Origin of the sequence: Actinomadura sp. WAC 06369 (genome assembly GCF_003947565.1) — a bacterium.
Classification (GTDB): Bacteria; Actinomycetota; Actinomycetes; order Streptosporangiales; family Streptosporangiaceae; genus Spirillospora; species Spirillospora rifamycini.
The window spans coordinates 1-15,987 of sequence record NZ_QHJN01000174.1 but is presented as its reverse complement, the minus strand read 5'-3'; the positions used below and the strand labels follow the sequence as shown (position 1 = coordinate 15,987).

17 protein-coding genes are annotated in these 15,987 nt (G+C 74.8%); 14 read left to right on the top strand and 3 right to left on the bottom strand.

Annotated features, from left to right (window positions below):
- The 3 genes from DMH08_RS32820 to DMH08_RS32810 all read right to left on the bottom strand — a co-directional run.
- A partial coding sequence (locus DMH08_RS32820; RefSeq protein WP_125619899.1) for a hypothetical protein occupies window positions 1-1,137 on the bottom strand: 1,137 nt, incomplete at its 3' end.
- A gap of 63 nt (window positions 1,138-1,200) precedes the next feature.
- A complete protein-coding gene (locus DMH08_RS32815) occupies window positions 1,201-3,018 on the bottom strand; it encodes an ABC transporter ATP-binding protein (protein WP_125619897.1) in 1,818 nt (605 codons plus the stop codon).
- The gene (locus tag DMH08_RS32810) at window positions 3,015-4,907 is read right to left on the bottom strand and encodes an ABC transporter ATP-binding protein (protein WP_233617945.1); all 1,893 of its coding nucleotides are present in this window, start codon (window positions 4,905-4,907) and stop codon (window positions 3,015-3,017) included. Before DMH08_RS32810 ends, DMH08_RS32815 begins: the two co-directional genes overlap by 4 nt.
- A gap of 186 nt (window positions 4,908-5,093) precedes the next feature.
- Here DMH08_RS32810 and DMH08_RS32805 point away from each other — a divergent pair, with 186 nt between their 5' ends.
- The 14 genes from DMH08_RS32805 to DMH08_RS42045 all read left to right on the top strand — a co-directional run.
- Complete coding sequence (locus DMH08_RS32805; protein WP_125619893.1) at window positions 5,094-5,795, top strand: TIGR03085 family metal-binding protein; 702 nt, start codon at window positions 5,094-5,096, stop codon at window positions 5,793-5,795.
- A gap of 251 nt (window positions 5,796-6,046) precedes the next feature.
- On the top strand, window positions 6,047-6,253 hold the full coding sequence (locus tag DMH08_RS32800) for a cold-shock protein (protein WP_026405868.1): 207 nt from the start codon (window positions 6,047-6,049) through the stop codon (window positions 6,251-6,253).
- A gap of 132 nt (window positions 6,254-6,385) precedes the next feature.
- Window positions 6,386-6,769 carry a phosphoribosyl-AMP cyclohydrolase gene (hisI, locus tag DMH08_RS32795; protein WP_442778662.1) on the top strand — a complete coding sequence of 128 codons (384 nt, stop codon included), beginning with the start codon at window positions 6,386-6,388 and terminating at the stop codon, window positions 6,767-6,769.
- Window positions 6,766-7,470: a TIGR02234 family membrane protein gene (locus DMH08_RS32790; protein ID WP_064743775.1), complete on the top strand. Its 705-nt coding sequence runs from the start codon at window positions 6,766-6,768 to the stop codon at window positions 7,468-7,470. Before hisI ends, DMH08_RS32790 begins: the two co-directional genes overlap by 4 nt.
- Complete coding sequence (locus DMH08_RS32785; protein ID WP_233617943.1) at window positions 7,467-8,150, top strand: response regulator transcription factor; 684 nt, start codon at window positions 7,467-7,469, stop codon at window positions 8,148-8,150. The genes DMH08_RS32790 and DMH08_RS32785 overlap by 4 nt, the downstream gene beginning before the upstream one ends.
- A 74-nt stretch (window positions 8,151-8,224) precedes the next feature.
- Window positions 8,225-8,659: a DUF2752 domain-containing protein gene (locus tag DMH08_RS32780; protein WP_026405871.1), complete on the top strand. Its 435-nt coding sequence runs from the start codon at window positions 8,225-8,227 to the stop codon at window positions 8,657-8,659.
- Between the two features lie 89 nt (window positions 8,660-8,748).
- Complete coding sequence (gene trpC / locus DMH08_RS32775) at window positions 8,749-9,555, top strand: indole-3-glycerol phosphate synthase TrpC (protein ID WP_026405872.1); 807 nt, start codon at window positions 8,749-8,751, stop codon at window positions 9,553-9,555.
- Between the two features lie 117 nt (window positions 9,556-9,672).
- A complete protein-coding gene (gene trpB / locus DMH08_RS32770; RefSeq protein ID WP_125619889.1) occupies window positions 9,673-10,911 on the top strand; it encodes a tryptophan synthase subunit beta in 1,239 nt (412 codons plus the stop codon).
- Complete coding sequence (gene trpA, locus DMH08_RS32765) at window positions 10,908-11,720, top strand: tryptophan synthase subunit alpha (RefSeq protein WP_026405874.1); 813 nt, start codon at window positions 10,908-10,910, stop codon at window positions 11,718-11,720. Before trpB ends, trpA begins: the two co-directional genes overlap by 4 nt.
- Before the next feature lie 186 nt (window positions 11,721-11,906).
- The gene (locus DMH08_RS32760; protein WP_051301541.1) at window positions 11,907-12,401 is read left to right on the top strand and encodes a vitamin K epoxide reductase family protein; all 495 of its coding nucleotides are present in this window, start codon (window positions 11,907-11,909) and stop codon (window positions 12,399-12,401) included.
- Between the two features lie 133 nt (window positions 12,402-12,534).
- On the top strand, window positions 12,535-13,386 hold the full coding sequence (locus DMH08_RS32755) for a DsbA family protein (protein WP_064743776.1): 852 nt from the start codon (window positions 12,535-12,537) through the stop codon (window positions 13,384-13,386).
- 144 nt (window positions 13,387-13,530) lie between these two features.
- Window positions 13,531-14,382 carry a DsbA family protein gene (locus tag DMH08_RS32750; protein WP_125619887.1) on the top strand — a complete coding sequence of 284 codons (852 nt, stop codon included), beginning with the start codon at window positions 13,531-13,533 and terminating at the stop codon, window positions 14,380-14,382.
- Window positions 14,383-14,423: 41 nt separating this feature from the next.
- Window positions 14,424-15,797, top strand: a complete 1,374-nt coding sequence (lgt, locus tag DMH08_RS32745; RefSeq protein WP_125619885.1) for a prolipoprotein diacylglyceryl transferase — start codon at window positions 14,424-14,426, stop codon at window positions 15,795-15,797.
- 14 nt (window positions 15,798-15,811) lie between these two features.
- Window positions 15,812-15,987, top strand: a 176-nt coding sequence (locus tag DMH08_RS42045) for a VIT1/CCC1 transporter family protein (RefSeq protein WP_199748119.1), incomplete at its 3' end; no start/stop codon positions are given.

Sequence of the window (15,987 nt, the reverse complement as noted above, 5' to 3'; positions counted from 1 at the left end):
GGTGCGGGCGAGCGCGGCCAGCAGGCGCGGCCGCAGGTAGGCGTAGGTGGATTCGGTCCAGGCGTCCTTCAGCAGGGGGACGGCCTCGCCGGCGCGCAGCCGCCCGAGGCCCTCGACGGGACTCGCCGCCCCGCCCCATTCGCGTTTCTCGACCGTCTCCCGTAGCTCGTCCATCAGCAGGGGGATGTCCTGCCGGGTTCCGTGGCGCGCGAGGATCCGCAGCCCCACGTCCTCGCACCCGCCCTTCGCGGCGGCCCACGCGCGCGCCCGCGGCAGCGTCTCCGGCCCGTACTGCGACAGCGCCCGGCACACTGCGGCGCCGAACCGGCCCGGACGCTCCGGCAGCATCTCCTCGGCGAGGTCGAGCAGCGCGAGCGTCCGCCGCCGCCCCAGCTCGAAGATCGCCGCAATCGTGCCGGGCCCGCGCCGCCGGGCCGCCTCGAGCAGCTCGGCCTCGGTGCGGGCCGCCGGGTCCGGCGCGTCGTCGGCCGGGCCCCGCGCCCCGCCCGCCGGCGCCGGCCGCAGCGGCGGGCCGGCCGCCCGCGCCCGCGCCCGCAGCAGCGCCCGGTTGCGGGCCCGCTCGCGGCTGCGCCCCAGCGCGTCGGCGATCCGCGGCTGCCGCGCCGCCCACGCGTCGATCACCGGGTTCTGCTCCGCCGGCACCAGCTGCTCGAGGTCGCCGTCGTCGCAGCGGGCCGCGACGACCTCGTCCAGCCCGAGCGTCAGCGCGGGGTCGCCCAGCTCGATCAGCTCCACCAGCGCGTCGAACCAGTGCGCGCCCTCCTCGGCGTACCGCCGCAGCGGCGCGGCGGCCTCCCGCCGGCTCAACCGCACCAGGTCCGACAGCACCTGCAACGCGAGCTGGACCCGCCACGGGTCCTCGTCGACATGGTCGGACGGATGGAACAGATGCTCGGCCACCGGCCCCGCCGGAAGCTCCAGATCCACCAGCAACCGGGCGTAGTACAGGCCCCGCGACTCGCATTGCGGGTCCCACCGGGGATCCCTGCGGATGCAGTCGTAGACGTACTCGCCCGAACCGGGCCTGTCCGCCGCGCGGCGCGCGGCCCTGCCGAGTCCTCGCTGCAGCTGTCCGTGCAGCGTCCTCGCCGATTCCATCACGACCTCATTGCTCACCTCAGCAGAATGCGCACTGGACCAGATAACGGGCAAGTGCTTTACCGCAGGTAGTCATGTCCGTCACAGCGCGCGCTGCGCCGCCCAGGACGCGTGCAGGTCGGCGTAGACGCCCGGCCGGCCCACCAGCTCCGCGTGCGGCCCGCGCTGCACGATCCGTCCCGCCTCGAACACGATGACCTCGTCGGCCGCCTCCGCCGTGGACAGCCGGTGCGCGATCGAGATCGCCGTGCGGCCGCGCGTCACGCCGTCCAGGGCGCGCTGGATCCGCACCTCCGTCGCCGGGTCGACCGCCGACGTCGCCTCGTCCAGCACCAGCAGGTCCGGGTCGGCGATGTAGGCGCGGGCCAGCGCGACGAGCTGCCGCTCGCCCGCCGACAGCGACTCGCCGCGCTGCCCGACGGGCGTCTCCAGGCCCTTCGGGAGCCCGTCGAGCCAGTCGGCCAGCCCCAGCTCCGCCACCGCGCGCGCCAGGTCGTCGTCCGTCGCGTCCGGACGCCCGTACCGGATGTTGTCGGCGAGCGACGCGTCGAACAGGAAGCCGTCCTGCGGCACCATCACGATCCGCTCCCGCAGCGACGAGAACCGCACCCGGTCCAGCGGCACCCCGTCCACCAGCACCCGCCCGGACGCCGGGTCCATCAGCCGGGTGAGGAGCTTCGCGAACGTCGTCTTGCCCGACCCGGTCTGCCCGACGACCGCGACGCGGCTGCGCGGCGCGATCGTCGCGTCCACGTCGTGCAGGACGGGCGGCCCGCCGGGGTACGCGAACCCCACGCACTCGAACCGCACCTCGATCGGGCCGCGCGGCAGCGTCTCGCCGTCCTCGCCCGGGTCCGCCACGTCCGGGGCGACGTCGAGCACGCCCAGCACCCGCCGCCACCCGGCGATCGCGTTCTGCGCCTGGTTGAACACCTCGGTCGCGGTCTGCATCGGGCTGACGAACAGCGTCACCAGGAACAGGAACGCCACCAGCTCCCCGGCCGTCAGGTCCCCGGCGACGCCCAGCAGCACCCCGGCCACCACGACCGCCGCCGTCGCGACCGCCGCGACCAGCTCGCTCACCGGGAACGTCAGCGCCACCATCGCCTGCGCCCGCGTCTGCGCGACGCGGTGCGCGTCCACCGTCTCCTCCACGCGCCGCCCGGTGCGCTCCTCCACCGCGTGCGCGCGGATGACCGGCGCGCCCACCACCGACTCGCTCACCGCCGCCAGCAGGTCGCCCATCCGCTCCCGCACCCGCATGTACGCCGCGGAGATGACCCGCTGGAAGCGGCGCAGCGCGAACGCCAGCGGCAGGAACGCCAGCCACACCAGCAGCGCGAGCTGCCACGAGTACACCAGCATCAGGACGCTCGCCACGACCAGCTGCCCGATCGAGACGATGAACATCAGCCCGCCCGACTGCATGAACTGGCTGATCTGGTCGACGTCGCCCGTCACCCGCGACACCAGCGACCCGCGGCGCTCCCCGCTCTGGGTGAGCATCGACAGGTCGTGCACGTGCCGGAACGCCTTCACGCGCAGCGTCGCCAGGCCGCCCTCGGATGTCCTGTACAGCCGCACGTTCATCAGGTACGACGCCACCGCCGTCACCAGCACCGCCACCGCGCACACCAGCACGGCCGTGCGGATGAACCCGATGTCCGGGCCGCCCGGGCCGCCGAGGCCCTTGTCGAGCGTCTGCTGGACGGCGATCGGCACCACCACGCGCCCCGCCGTGGACACCAGCGCCAGCAGCAGCGTCACGGTCAGGCCCGCCGTGAACTCCGGGCTGAGCCGCAGCCCGCGCCGCAGCGTGCTGAGCGCGCCCTCGTCGGTCGCGTCGTCGAGGCCGCGCGGGGCCCCGGCCGCCCTCTCGGGGGTGTTCAGAACCGTCATGCCAGGGCCTCCTCGCCGCCCTCGACGGCGGTGCCGTCCAGGCCCGGCCGCTCGCCTTCGGTCTCGTCGTAGGCGTTCACCAGGTCGCGGTAGCCCTCGGACGTCTCCAGCAGCTCGGCGTGCGCGCCGCGGGCCGTCACCCGGCCGTGCTCCAGGAAGACGACCTCGTCGGCCAGCGCGATCGTCGCCTTGCGGTACGCGACGACGACCACGCTCGAGCCGCCCCCGGCGCCCTCGCCGTCCGCGCCGTGCTCGCGCAGGTTCCGCAGGATGCGCGCCTCGACCTGCGGGTCGACCGCCGACGTCGCGTCGTCCATCACCAGCAGCCGGGGCCGCCGGATCAGCGCGCGCGCCAGCACCAGCCGCTGCCGCTGCCCGCCCGACAGCGTCGCGCCCCGCTCCCCGACCCGCGTGTCGAGGCCGTCGGGCAGCGCCGCCACGAACCCGTCGGCCTGCGCGAGCCGCAGCGCCTCCCAGACCCGCTCGTCCGGCGCGTCCAGCCCGAGCGTCACGTTGCCGCGGACGGTGTCGTCGAACAGGAACGTCTGCTGCGGGACGAGCGCGACCGTCTCGGCGACGCCGCCGCGCCGCACGTCCCGCAGGTCCACGCCGTCCAGCAGGACCGAGCCGTCCGCCGGGTCCACCAGCCGGACGAGCAGCGACGTCAGCGTCGACTTCCCGGACCCGGTCGGCCCCACCACCGCGACGGTGCGGCCCGGCCGGACCGCGAACGACACGTCGTGCAGGACGTGCCGCGGCCCGCTCCCGTTCCCGTTCGCGCCGCCGTCCGCGCCGCCGTCGGCGGGGCCGCTCCCGTTCTCGCCCAGGCCGGCGTGCTCGTCGGTCTCGTACGCGAACCGGACGCCCCGGACCTCCATCGCCGCGGCCGCCGCGCCGGCCCCGCCCGGCGCCTGGTCCCCGTACGGCAGCGACCCGCTCGCGTCCAGCACGCCCCGGACCCGCTCCCAGCCGACGACGCTGCGCGGCACCTCCGCCAGCACCCAGCCGAGCGCCCGGATCGGCCACGACAGCAGCGTGAACAGGTACGCCACGTGCACCAGGTCGCCCGCGGTCATCGCGCCCGCCTCCAGCCGCAGCGACCCGATCAGCAGGACGGCCAGCACGCCCAGGTTCGGCAGCGCCTCCAGCACGGGGTCGAACAGGCCGCGCAGCCGCCCGACGGCGACGTTGGCGTCCCGCAGCTCGCCGGCGGCCGCCGCGAACCGCTCCGTCTCGGCGGCCTCCCGGCCGAGGGTCTTGACCACCAGGCCGCCCTCGAAGCTCTCGTGCGCGACCTCGCTGACCTCGGCGCGCAGCCGCTGCGCGTGCGTCGCCACCGGCGCCAGGCGGCGCTGGTACAGCACGTTGACCAGCGCGATCGCCGGGAAGACCAGGAACCCGACGGCGGCGACCGCGACGTCGGTGAGCAGGATCGACACCGCCGAGATCAGCAGCATGAACACCACGCCGACCGCCATCGGCAGCGGCGCGATCGGCGCCCACGCCGCCTCCACGTCGGCGTTGGCGTTCGACAGGAGCTGCCCCGTCGGGTGCCGGTGGTGCCAGGCCAGCGGCAGCCGCAGGTACTGGCGGGTCACCTCGCGCCGGTACTTCGCCTGCATCCGGTACTGCATCAGCCCCGCGTAGAAGCGGCGCCCGGCCACGCCCAGGGCCTTGAGCGCCGCCACCCCGACGATCGCCGCCGAGGCGGCCGCGAGCGCCCCCGCGGCGGCCCGCCCCTCCTCGAACGCGGGCAGGACGACGTCCTGGGTCACGGTGCCGAGCACCTCGGCCGTCGCCACGGTCATCGCCGCGTACAGGGCGCTGGCGAGCACCGACACCGCGAACACCCGCGGCTCCGCCCGCACGGCGACCCACAGCACGCGCATCCCCTCCCGGAGGACGGACGGGCTGACACGTCTGGACGCAGGCGACACGGCGACTCCTCGATCACGGCGGGCGCCCGGGGATACGCCCCCGCGTGCGGACGGCGGGGGGCTGCGGGCCCGGATATTCCCTACCATGGCGGTACGCCCGTTATTCCCGACCTGTCCGGCGGGGCCTACGATCATCCAATGCGAAGCACCGCGCACGAAGGGCCCGCCCGCCGCGAGCGGCGGCTGCTGGCCGACGCGCTGGCCGCGGCCGGGCCCGGGGCCCCGACCCTCTGCGAGGGCTGGGACGCGCGGGACCTCGCCGCGCACCTGGTCGTCCGGGAGGGGCGCCCGGACGCCGCGGCCGGAATACTGCTTCCCCCGCTGTCCTTCTACGAGGAGCGCGTGCGGAGCCGGGCGGCGGACGTCCCGTTCGACCGGCTCGTCGACCGATTCCGGCACGGTCCGCCGAAGTACTCCCCGTTCGCGCTTCCCGGCATGGAGGAAAACGCCAACGCCGTCGAGTTCTTTGTCCACCATGAGGACGTCCGGCGGGCCGGGGAGGGTGCGGAGCCCCGCGAGATCTCGCCCGATCTCGAGAGAGTCCTCTGGCGACGGATAAGAATTGCCCGCTTTGTCCTAAGAAATGTTCACGTGGAGGTAACGTTCGTGCGGCCCGACGGGCAGGCCTCACGCGTCTCCCGCGGGCCCCGCGGAGCGCGCGCCGGCGCCCCGGGAGCCTCCGGCGGCGCCGCCGGCGCGGGCTCCCGCGGAGTCCGCGTGCACGGCCCGGTCGGCGAACTCGTCCTATGGGCGCTCGGCCGCCGCGACGCCGCCGACGTGCGCCTCGAAGGCGATACGGACTCTGTCAAGACCCTGACCGAGACCGGTTGGAGTCTTTAACGGGCAGGTAACGGCAAGGTTCGCCGAGAGGAGAAACACAGGGCTTGCGGCTCCTCCGCTTTACGCGGAAGCGGTGATACGGTGGGGCGGTCGGTTGCAGTCGTGGTTCTCGATCGTTTGTCAGACGCCCGCGGACTGATGGCAGCGGGCGTTTTGGCTTTTCCGGGACCGTACCGGGGGCGAGGGCGTACCGCAGCGACCGCGCCGGGCCCGCGAGGTGTGGGCCCATGTTTTGCCGCAAGGAGAAAGACATGCCCCAGCAGGGCACCGTGAAGTGGTTCAACGCCGAGAAGGGCTTCGGCTTCATCGCCGTCGACGGCGGCGGGCCGGACGTCTTCGTGCACTACTCGGCGATCCAGACCTCCGGGTACCGCACTCTGGACGAGAACCAGCGCGTCCAGTTCGAGGTGACGCAGGGTAACCGGGGTCCGCAGGCCGACCAGGTCGTCCCCCTGTAACACCCGAAGTCGTACGTCTGGGCCCGTCGCCCCGCTCCCGGGGACGGCGGGTCCTTTCGTGTCCCGACACGCCGCGCGGCGCACGGCGGGGGGCGTGCCGCGCACCGCGCCGCAGCGGGCACAATGGATCCCATGCCGGTTCCATCGTCCAACCTGGACCCCAAGATCGCCGATCGCCTCAAGCGGAGCGACGACGGTCTCGTCCCCGCCATCGCCCAGCAGTACGACACCGGCGAGGTGCTCATGCTGGCCTGGATGGACGACGAGGCCCTCCACCGCACCCTCACCACCGGCCGCTGCACCTACTGGTCGCGCAGCCGCCGGGAGTACTGGGTGAAGGGCGAGAGCTCCGGGCACCAGCAGTGGGTCAAGTCGGTCGCGCTCGACTGCGACGGCGACGCGATCCTCGTGAAGGTCGACCAGGTCGGCGCCGCCTGCCACACCGGAGACCGCACCTGCTGGGACGCCGACGTCCTGGACGCCGTCGTCGGGGAACGTCCCGCCGACGGATCATGACGCCCGCGCGGGAACGCGGGCTCACCGCCCTGCTGTGCGCCGCCGGCGCCGGGCTCGTCCTGCTCGCCGCCGGGCGTACCTGGGCGACCGTCACGGCCGACGGGGCCATCACCCCGTTCGCCCGGGAGCTGACCGGCGGCGACCTCGGCGGCGCGCCCGGCGCCCTCGGCTGGGCCGGTCTCGCCGGCCTCGCCGCCCTGTTCGCCACCCGCGGCCGCGTCCGCGCCGCCGTCGGCGCCCTCATCGCGCTGTTCGGCGTCGGCGTCGGCTACGCGGCCGCGACGTCCGCGCGCGCCTCCCACGTCGCCGCCGAAGCCCTCGACGACAGCGCCCTGCTCAAGCTCGGCGCCGACCCGTCCGTGCACGTCAACGCGTGGTGGACGGTGTCGGTCGCGGGCGGCGTCCTGCTCGTCGCCGCCGGGCTGGTCACGCTGCTGCGCGGCTCCCGCTGGCCCGGCATGTCCGCCCGCTACGAGCGCACCGGCCCCGCCGCGCCCGGGCCGCGCCGCGCACCGGCCGGCGACGACCCGTCCGCCATGTGGAAGTCGCTCGACCGCGGCGAGGACCCCACCGACGCCGACGACGTCGAAGACCCCACCGACGCCGACGACTCCACCGACGCCGACGAAGCCGGACCCGGGGACTCCCCGGCGCCCGTCCGGGACGGCGAAGGCGCGGCCGCCCGGAACGGCGGATCGTGAGCGCGGGCGGCCCGCGGCTCGTCCTGGTCGCCGAGCACGACGCCGCCGTCGCCGAACTCCAGCGCCGCTACCTCGCCCGCGAGGGCCTGCGGGTGCGGATCGAGCCCGACCCCGGCCGCGCCCCCGCCGCGGCCGCGCGCGCCCGGCCCGACGCCGTCGTCCTCGACCTGTCCTCCGCCGCCCGCCCCGCCGACCTGTACCGCCGCACCGCCGACGCGGCGGGTCCCGCGCCCGTCGTCGTGACCGGCGGCCCCCCGGGCGGCCTCCGCACCGCCGCGCCCCGGCCGCGGCGCGTCGACCGGCCCTTCGCCCCGCGCGTCCTCGTCGCGGCCGTCACCGACGCCCTGCGCGGCGCCGCCGCCCGGCCGGGCGGCCCGCCCGGCCCGCTGCGCGCCGGACCGCTCGCCCTCGACCCGCGCCGCCGCACCGCCGCCGTCGGCGAACGCCGCGTCGTCCTCACCGGCACCGAGTCCGACCTGCTCGAGTTCCTGATGACCAATCCCGGCCGGGTCTTCACCCGCGAGCAGCTCCTCGACGCCGCCTGGGGGCCGGGCGCGGGCGCCGGGAGCCGCACCGTGGACGTCCACATCGCCCAGCTCCGCGCCAAGCTCGGCGTCGGCGCCCACCACGACGGCCCCATCCGCACCGTCCGCGGCGTCGGCTACGTCCTGGACGCCTGAACCCCGCGGCCCGGGCGGTCCCCGTGCCGCGCGGTCGCCGTGCCGGGCGGCCCGGGTGCCTCTACGCTGGGCGCATGACCGCGCACGCGCACCCGTCGGCGCCGCCGAGGCGGCGGGTCCGGGCCCTGCTGCCGCACGCCGCCGTGCTCGCCGGGGCGGCCGCCGGCGCGACGCTCGTCGCGTTCGTCGACCCGAACGAGGCGGGCCACTACCCGTCCTGCCCGTTCCTCACGCTGACCGGGCTCTACTGCCCCGGCTGCGGCATGACCCGGATGGTGCACGCCCTGACGCACGGCGACGTGGGCGCCGCCTTCGGGCTCAACCCGCTGATGTTCCTGCTGCTGCCCGTCTTCGGCTACCTGTACGGGCGGTGGGCCGTGCTCAGCGCGCGCGGCCGGCCGATGCGGTCCGCGCTGTTCCGGCCCGTGCCCGTCTTCGCGTTCCTGGGCGTGATCGTCGTGTACTGGGTGCTGCGGAACCTGCCGTTCGCGCAGGCCCTCGCGCCCTGACCGGCACCTGACCGCCCTGCTGCGAGAAGCGTCCGGAGGGGCGGCTACGATCGGTGCACGGATCGACCTGAAATAGGGGGCCTGTCACCTTGAGCGTTTTGGACGAGATCATCGAAGGCGTCCGAGCCGATCTCGCCGACAGGCAGCGCGAGGTCCCGCTCGACGCCCTCAAGGAGAAGGCGTCGACCGCCCCGCCGCCCCGGGACGCGCTGGCCGCGCTGCGCGGCCCCGGCGTCTCGGTGATCGCCGAGGTCAAGCGCAGCAGCCCGTCCAAGGGCGCGCTCGCCGCCATCGCCGACCCCGCCGCACTGGCCCGCGACTACGCGGCCGGCGGCGCGAAGGTCATCAGCGTGCTGACCGAGCGGCGCCGGTTCGGCGGCAGCCTCGCCGACCTCGCCGAGGTCCGCGCCAACGTCGACGTGTGCGTCCTGCGGAAGGACTTCATCGTCACCTCCTACCAGCTGTGGGAGGCGCGCGCCCACGGCGCCGACATGGCGCTGCTGATCGTCGCCGCCCTCGAGCAGGACGCCCTGGTGTCGCTGATCGAGCGCGCCGAGTCCATCGGGCTCGTCCCGCTCGTCGAGGTCCACACCGAGGAGGAGGCGGAGCGGGCCGCGGCGGCCGGCGCCAAGGTCATCGGCGTCAACGCCCGCGACCTGCGCACCCTGCAGGTCGACCGCGGCGTGTTCGCCCGGGTCGCGCCGCTGCTGCCCAAGGGGGCGGTGAAGGTCGCCGAGTCCGGCGTGCGCGGCCCGCACGACCTGCTGTCCTACGCCTCCTCCGGCGCCGACGCGGTGCTGGTGGGGGAGAGCCTGGTCATCGGCCGCGACCCGCGCGCCGCCGTCGCCGACCTCGTCGCCGCCGGCGCGCACCCCGCGCTCCGGCAGAGCGGCTGACGGCGGACCGGTAGGGTACGGGCATGCAGGTCGAACCGCTGCACGAGCGATGGCGGGGCCGGTCCATCCTCTGCTGACCGGACACCTCCCACACGCCACGACAGGACACGTTCTCTCATGACCACCGATACCGCGGGCGCCGCCGTGCCCGACGCCCTGCCGGACGCGCAGGGCCGCTTCGGGCCCTTCGGCGGGCGGTTCGCCCCCGAGGCGCTGATGGCGGCGCTGGACGAACTCACCCGCGAGTTCGAGACCGCCAAGCACGACTCCGCGTTCACCGCGGAGCTCGACGGGCTCCTCGCGGACTACGCGGGCCGCCCCAGCCTGCTGACCGAGGCGAAGCGGTTCTCCGAGCACGCGGGCGGCGCCCGCGTGCTGCTCAAGCGGGAGGACCTCAACCACACCGGCTCACACAAGATCAACAACGTGCTGGGGCAGGCGCTGCTCACCCGCCGGATGGGCAAGACCCGCATCATCGCCGAGACCGGCGCGGGCCAGCACGGCGTCGCCACCGCCACCGCCGCGGCCCTGCTCGGCCTCGACTGCACCGTCTACATGGGCGAGGTCGACACCGAGCGGCAGGCCCTGAACGTCGCGCGGATGCGGATGCTCGGCGCCGAGGTCGTCCCGGTCGGCACCGGCAGCCGCACCCTCAAGGACGCCGTCAACGAGGCGTTCCGCGACTGGGTCGCCAGCGTCGACCACACCCACTACTGCATCGGCTCCACCATGGGCCCGCACCCGTTCCCGATGATGGTCCGCGAGTTCCACCGGGTCATCGGCGCGGAGGCGCGGCGGCAGTGCCTCGACCTGACCGGCGCCCTCCCGGACGCCGTCGTCGCCTGCGTCGGCGGCGGCTCCAACGCGATCGGCGCGTTCCACGCGTTCGTCCCGGACGAGTCCGTCCGGCTGTACGGGTTCGAGGCCGGCGGCGACGGCGTCGGCACCGGCCGGCACGCCGCGACCCTCACCGGCGGCTCCCTCGGCGTCATCCACGGCATGCGCACCTACCTGCTGCAGGACGACGACGGGCAGACCCTCGAGACCCACTCGATCTCCGCCGGGCTCGACTACCCCGGCGTCGGCCCCGAGCACGCCTGGCTGCACCATTCCGGCCGCGCCGAGTACCGCGAGATCACCGACGCCGAGGCGATGGACGCGTTCGCGCTGCTGTGCCGCACCGAGGGGATCATCCCCGCGATCGAGTCCGCGCACGCGCTCGCCGGCGCCCTCAAGGTCGGCGCCGAGCTCGGCCCGGACGCCACGATCGTCGTCTGCCTGTCCGGGCGCGGCGACAAGGACATGCACACGGCCGCCACCCACTTCGGCCTGATGCCCGAAGGGGAGGGCCGGTGACCGTCAAGACCGCCTACGACCGGGCCAAGGCCGAGGGACGCGCCGCGCTCGTCGGCTACCTGCCCGCCGGGTTCCCCACCTACGAGGGCGCCGTCGACGCCGCGAAGACCATGGTCGACGCCGGCTGCGACGTCATCGAGATCGGCCTGCCCTACACCGACCCGATGATGGACGGCCCCACCATCCAGGACGCCGTCCACCGCGCCCTCGTCGGCGGGATCCGCGTCGCCGACGTGTTCCGCACCGTCGAGGCCGTCGCCGCGACCGGCGCGCCGACGCTCGTCATGACCTACTGGAACCCCGTCGACCGGTACGGCGTGGACGCGTTCGCCCGCGACCTCGCGTCCGCCGGCGGGGCCGGGCTCATCACCCCGGACCTCACCCCCGAGGAGGGCGGCGACTGGCTCGCCGCGTCCGACGCGCACGGCCTCGACCGGGTGTTCCTGGTGGCGCTCAGCTCCACCGACGAGCGCATCGAGACGATCACCAGCGTGTCCCGCGGGTTCGTGTACGCCGCGTCCCTGATGGGCGTCACCGGTGCCCGCGGCGCCGTCGACACCGGCGCGCCGCGCCTCGTCGAGCGCACCCGGACGCTGATCGACAAGGGCGGCGCGGACCTGCCCATCGGGCTCGGGCTCGGGGTGAGCGACGGCGCCCAGGCCGCCGAGGTCGCCGGGTTCGCCGACGGCGTCATCGTCGGCTCGGCGTTCATCCGCCGCCTCCTCGACGCGCCCGACGCCGCCGCCGGCCTCGCGGGCGTCCGCGCCCTCACCGAGGAGCTCGCGGCGGGCGTCCGCCGCGGCGCCTGACCGCCCCGGCCGGAGCACGGCCGGACGCACCACCGGACGTCCCCGGGAACCGCCCGCGCGGCGGCGCCCGGGGACGTTCCGCATCCATCCGGGAACGAACGGGCGGCACCGATCGGTTGATGCTTGTGGGACCGCCGCACTCCCGTAAGGTGAGTTCGCCAGCGGAGGCGGTCCCGGAGGATCACGATGACGCAAGAGATGACGGCGGAGGAGCGCGGCGGCGCGGCGGCGGGAGCGCCGGCGCGCCCGTTGTGGTTCCTGGTGCCGGCCTGGCTGCTGACGATCGCCGGGCTCGGGATCTCCGGCTACCTGACCGTGACGCACTACGACGACGCGGCGCTGGTGTGCTCGGAGTCGTCGACGGTCGACTGCCACGCGGTCACGTCCAGCGAGTACGCGGCCCTGCTCGGCATCCCGATGCCGTTCCTCGGGCTGGCCTTCTTCGTCGGGTTCGCCGCGCTGATCACCCCGTGGGCGCTGCGGTCCGAGTGGCCGCCGCTGCGCTGGGGGCGGATCGCGAGCACGGCGGTCGGCGTGCTGTTCGTCGTCTATCTCGTGACCGTCGAACTCGCGGTGCTGCATAAGATCTGCCTGTGGTGCACCGGTGTGCACGTCATCGCTACCCTGCTCTTCGTCCTCGTTCTGTTCGACGAATTCCGGCGGATCGGTCAGGTCGACTGAGCAGGACGCGCCGGCCGGTCCGGCCGGCGCGAACGGCCGGCGGGACGACCGGCCGAGGCGACCGGCAGGGACGACCGAACCGCCGGGACCGCGCCGCCCCACCCGGCGCGGCCCCCCACGCATAGGAGTGTCAATGAGCAAGGCCGCACGGGAGCGGTCCGCGCGGGAGCGCCTGGCCGCCGAGCGCAAGCGGCAGGCCGCGCGGGCGAAGCAGCGGCGGCTGCTCGCCATCGTCATCGGCTCGGTGGTCGCGGTGGCCGTCGTGGTCGTCGGCACCGTTCTGATCATGGAGCAGCGGGACAAGAACAACACCGCCGTCGCGCACGAGGGCAAGCTCGCCCCGCTGACCCGGCAGGACGACGGCTCGATCGTGATGGCGCAACCGGGCGTGGAGAAGCCGGTCCTGGAGGTCTTCGAAGACTTCCAGTGCCCCATCTGCAAGGACTTCGAGGAGGCCACCGGCGAGACGATCGAGAAGCTCGCGCTCGACGGCAAGGTCAAGGTCGTCTACCGGCCGTTCCACCTGTTCGGCCAGCAGCGGGACCCGATCAAGATCAACTCGCTGAGGTCGGCGAACGCGGCGGCCTGCGCGCCCGCCGACAAGTGGGTCTCCTACCACGACGCGCTGTTCGAGTTCCAGCCGCGCGAGGGCAGCGAGGGCTTCGCGCCCGACGACCTCGTCAAGTGGGGCCGCGACATCGGCATCACGGACGCGAACTGGGAGTCGTGCGTGCGGGACATGAAGCAGGAGGCCAAGGTCCAGCAGATGACGACGTACGCGCTCGAGCAGCGCGGCGTCGAGGGCACCCCGTCGGTGTGGCTGGACGGCAAGCAGCTCGACAACGGCATCGCGATGAACCCCGCGACGCTGCGCGCCACCGTCGACGCCGCCGCCGCTGCCGCCCCCTCGCAGTCGCCGTCCGCGTCCCCGTCGGAGTCGCCGTCCGCCTCGCCCTCCGCGTCCGGCGAGGGCTCCGAGGGCTGACCGCCCGGCCCGCCCGATCGGACGACGCGCGCCGCACGCCCCGCGAACACGGAGCGTGCGGCGCGCGTCGCAGCGTGTGGGGAAGGCCCCCCGTCGGTACGCTCGGACCTGCTTTGACAGTCAGGCCGATCGGGGGATCGAAGCATGGCCGACAATGAGCGTTCCGCGCGCCGCCGGCTCGCGGACGAACGTGCACGGGACGCCGCCCGCGCGAAACGGCGGAGGGCGCTCATGGTGGTGCTCGGCGCCGTCGCGGCGGCCGCCGTGGTGGTCGCCGTCGTGGTCATGGTGACCGGCCGGCAGAACGGCCCCGACCCCGTCGCCGAGTACGACGGCCCGCTCGCGCCCGCCGCACGCCAGCAGGACGGGTCGGTCGCGATGGCGAAGCAGGGCGTGGCCGCGCCCGTCCTGGAGATCTACGAGGACTTCCAGTGCCCCGCCTGCCGCGCCCTGGAGAACCGCCTCGGCGCGACGGTCAAGGAACTGGCCGCCGAGGGCCGCGTGAAGGTCGTCTACCGGCCGTTCCAGCTCTTCCAGCAGGACCCGCTGATGTCGAACTCGCGCCGCGCCGCGAACGCCGCCGCGTGCGCGCCCGCGGACCGCTGGGTGGCCTACCACGACAAGCTGTTCACCCACCAGCCGCCGGAGGGCGACGAAGGGTTCACCGACGACCAGCTCGTGTCCTGGGCGGCCGAGGTGGGCATCACGGGGCAGGCGTTCGACACCTGCGTCCGGCGGATGCAGAAGATCGAGGAAGTCGAGGACGCCACCGCCGCCGCCGGGCGCGCCGGCGTCGACTCGACCCCGTACCTGGCGCTGAACGGCCGCAAGCTCACCGGTGACGCGCTCACCCCGGAGGGGCTGCGCGACGCCGTCGCCGACGCGCGGGGCGGCACCCCGACACCGACCGGCAGCGCGTCCGGCGACATGTCCGGCAACGCCGCCGGAACGGGACGGGACACCGCCGGAACCGGCAACGCGGCGATGCGGGCATAGCGGGGCACGTGAGGGCGCCGGAGGCGGTAACGTCAACGCTCATGCAGCCGCTCGCCTACATCCCGAGTCCCTCGCAGGGCGTCTGGCACCTCGGGCCCGTCCCGATCCGCGCCTACGCCATCATGATCATCATCGGTATCGTCGTCGCCGTATGGCTGGGCGAGCGGCGCTGGGCGGCCAAGGGCGGCCAGCCCGGCACGGTCATCGACGTGGCGGTGTGGGCCGTGCCGTTCGGCCTGGTGGGCGGTCGGCTCTACCACGTGCTGACCGACTACCAGCGGTACTTCGGCGCGGACGGCGACCCGATGCGGGCCCTGCAGATCTGGGAGGGCGGACTCGGCATCTGGGGCGCGGTGGCGCTCGGCGGGGTCGGCGCCGCCATCGGCTGCCGGACGCGCGGCGTGTCCCCGTTCGCGATGGCCGACGCCGTCGCGCCCGGCATCGCGCTCGCGCAGGCGATCGGCCGCTGGGGCAACTACTGGAACCAGGAGCTGTACGGGCGGCCGCTGGACGCCTTCTGGGCGCTGGAGATCGACCAGGACAACCGCCCCCGGCTGGCGGACGGCATCACCCTCGACCCCGAGTACGCCGACATCGCCACCTACCACCCGACGTTCCTCTACGAGTCGCTGTGGTGCCTGGGCGTCGCCGTGCTGGTCATCTGGGCGGGCCGCCGCTTCAAGCTGACCCACGGCCGCGCGTTCGCGCTGTACGTCGCCGGGTACACGGTGGGCCGGTTCTGGATCGAGTCGCTGCGCATTGACGACGCCCACGAGATCCTCGGCATGCGGCTGAACAACTGGACGTCGATCGCCGTGTTCCTGGCGGCCGTCGCCTACATGTACTTCGCCCGCAACCGCACCGGCCCGGAGAACGTCGGCGCCGAGCCCGCCGGGGGCGCCCCGGGCGGGGCCCCGGAGAAGCGTGCCGACGGCGCGTCCGCGACGGCCGAGGGCGGGGACGGCGGCGCCGCGGAGCCGGAGAAGCCGGCCGAGCCGGTGGACGACGCGCCCGAGGCCGACGCCCCGAAGGGCGATGCCCCGAAGGACTCGCCCGAGGACGACGCCCCGAAGGACGAGGCGAAGGACGCCCCGAAGGACGCGCCGAAGGACGAGGCGTCCCAGGACGACCGTGCCCCGAAGGACTCGCCCGAGGACGACGCCCCGAAGGACGAGGCGAAGGACGCCCCGAAGGACGCGCCGAAGGACGAGGCGTCCCAGGACGACCGTCCCGAGGACGCGGCCCCCGCGGCGGACGGGCCCGAGGACGGCGAGCCCGAGGATGGGAAGCCCGGGGATGGGAAGGCCGAGAACGGGAAGGCCGAGGACGTCGAGGCCGCGGAGGGCGCGGCCGCGGACGAGGCGGCCGCGGACGGCGAGGCCGAGGACGCCCGGTCCGTCAAGGACGGCAAGTAGGGGCGGCCTGACCGGTGACGGCGGAGAACCACCACGAGCACCGCGACGTCACCGGCGGCTGGCTGCGGCCCGCCGTGTTCGGCGCCATGGACGGCCTGGTCTCCAACTTCGCGCTGATCGCGGGCATCGCGGGCGGTTCGGGGAGCCCGCGGGTGGTGCTGCTCGCGGGCCTGGCCGGGCTCGCCGCCGG

What these genes read in the sequence shown, in the direction of transcription:
- DMH08_RS32755 (WP_064743776.1), top strand. Translation starts at nt 12,535, where the DNA reads ATGAGCAAGGCCGCACGGGAGCGGTCCGCGCGGGAGCGCCTGGCCGCC.
- DMH08_RS32815 (WP_125619897.1), bottom strand. Translation starts at nt 3,018, where the DNA reads ATGACGGTTCTGAACACCCCCGAGAGGGCGGCCGGGGCCCCGCGCGGC.
- hisI (WP_442778662.1), top strand. Translation starts at nt 6,386, where the DNA reads ATGCCGGTTCCATCGTCCAACCTGGACCCCAAGATCGCCGATCGCCTC.
- lgt (WP_125619885.1), top strand. Translation starts at nt 14,424, where the DNA reads ATGCAGCCGCTCGCCTACATCCCGAGTCCCTCGCAGGGCGTCTGGCAC.
- DMH08_RS32810 (WP_233617945.1), bottom strand. Translation starts at nt 4,907, where the DNA reads ATGCGCGTGCTGTGGGTCGCCGTGCGGGCGGAGCCGCGGGTGTTCGCG.
- DMH08_RS32780 (WP_026405871.1), top strand. Translation starts at nt 8,225, where the DNA reads ATGACCGCGCACGCGCACCCGTCGGCGCCGCCGAGGCGGCGGGTCCGG.
- DMH08_RS32790 (WP_064743775.1), top strand. Translation starts at nt 6,766, where the DNA reads ATGACGCCCGCGCGGGAACGCGGGCTCACCGCCCTGCTGTGCGCCGCC.
- DMH08_RS32805 (WP_125619893.1), top strand. Translation starts at nt 5,094, where the DNA reads ATGCGAAGCACCGCGCACGAAGGGCCCGCCCGCCGCGAGCGGCGGCTG.
- DMH08_RS32800 (WP_026405868.1), top strand. Translation starts at nt 6,047, where the DNA reads ATGCCCCAGCAGGGCACCGTGAAGTGGTTCAACGCCGAGAAGGGCTTC.
- DMH08_RS32760 (WP_051301541.1), top strand. Translation starts at nt 11,907, where the DNA reads ATGACGCAAGAGATGACGGCGGAGGAGCGCGGCGGCGCGGCGGCGGGA.
- trpB (WP_125619889.1), top strand. Translation starts at nt 9,673, where the DNA reads ATGACCACCGATACCGCGGGCGCCGCCGTGCCCGACGCCCTGCCGGAC.
- DMH08_RS32750 (WP_125619887.1), top strand. Translation starts at nt 13,531, where the DNA reads ATGGCCGACAATGAGCGTTCCGCGCGCCGCCGGCTCGCGGACGAACGT.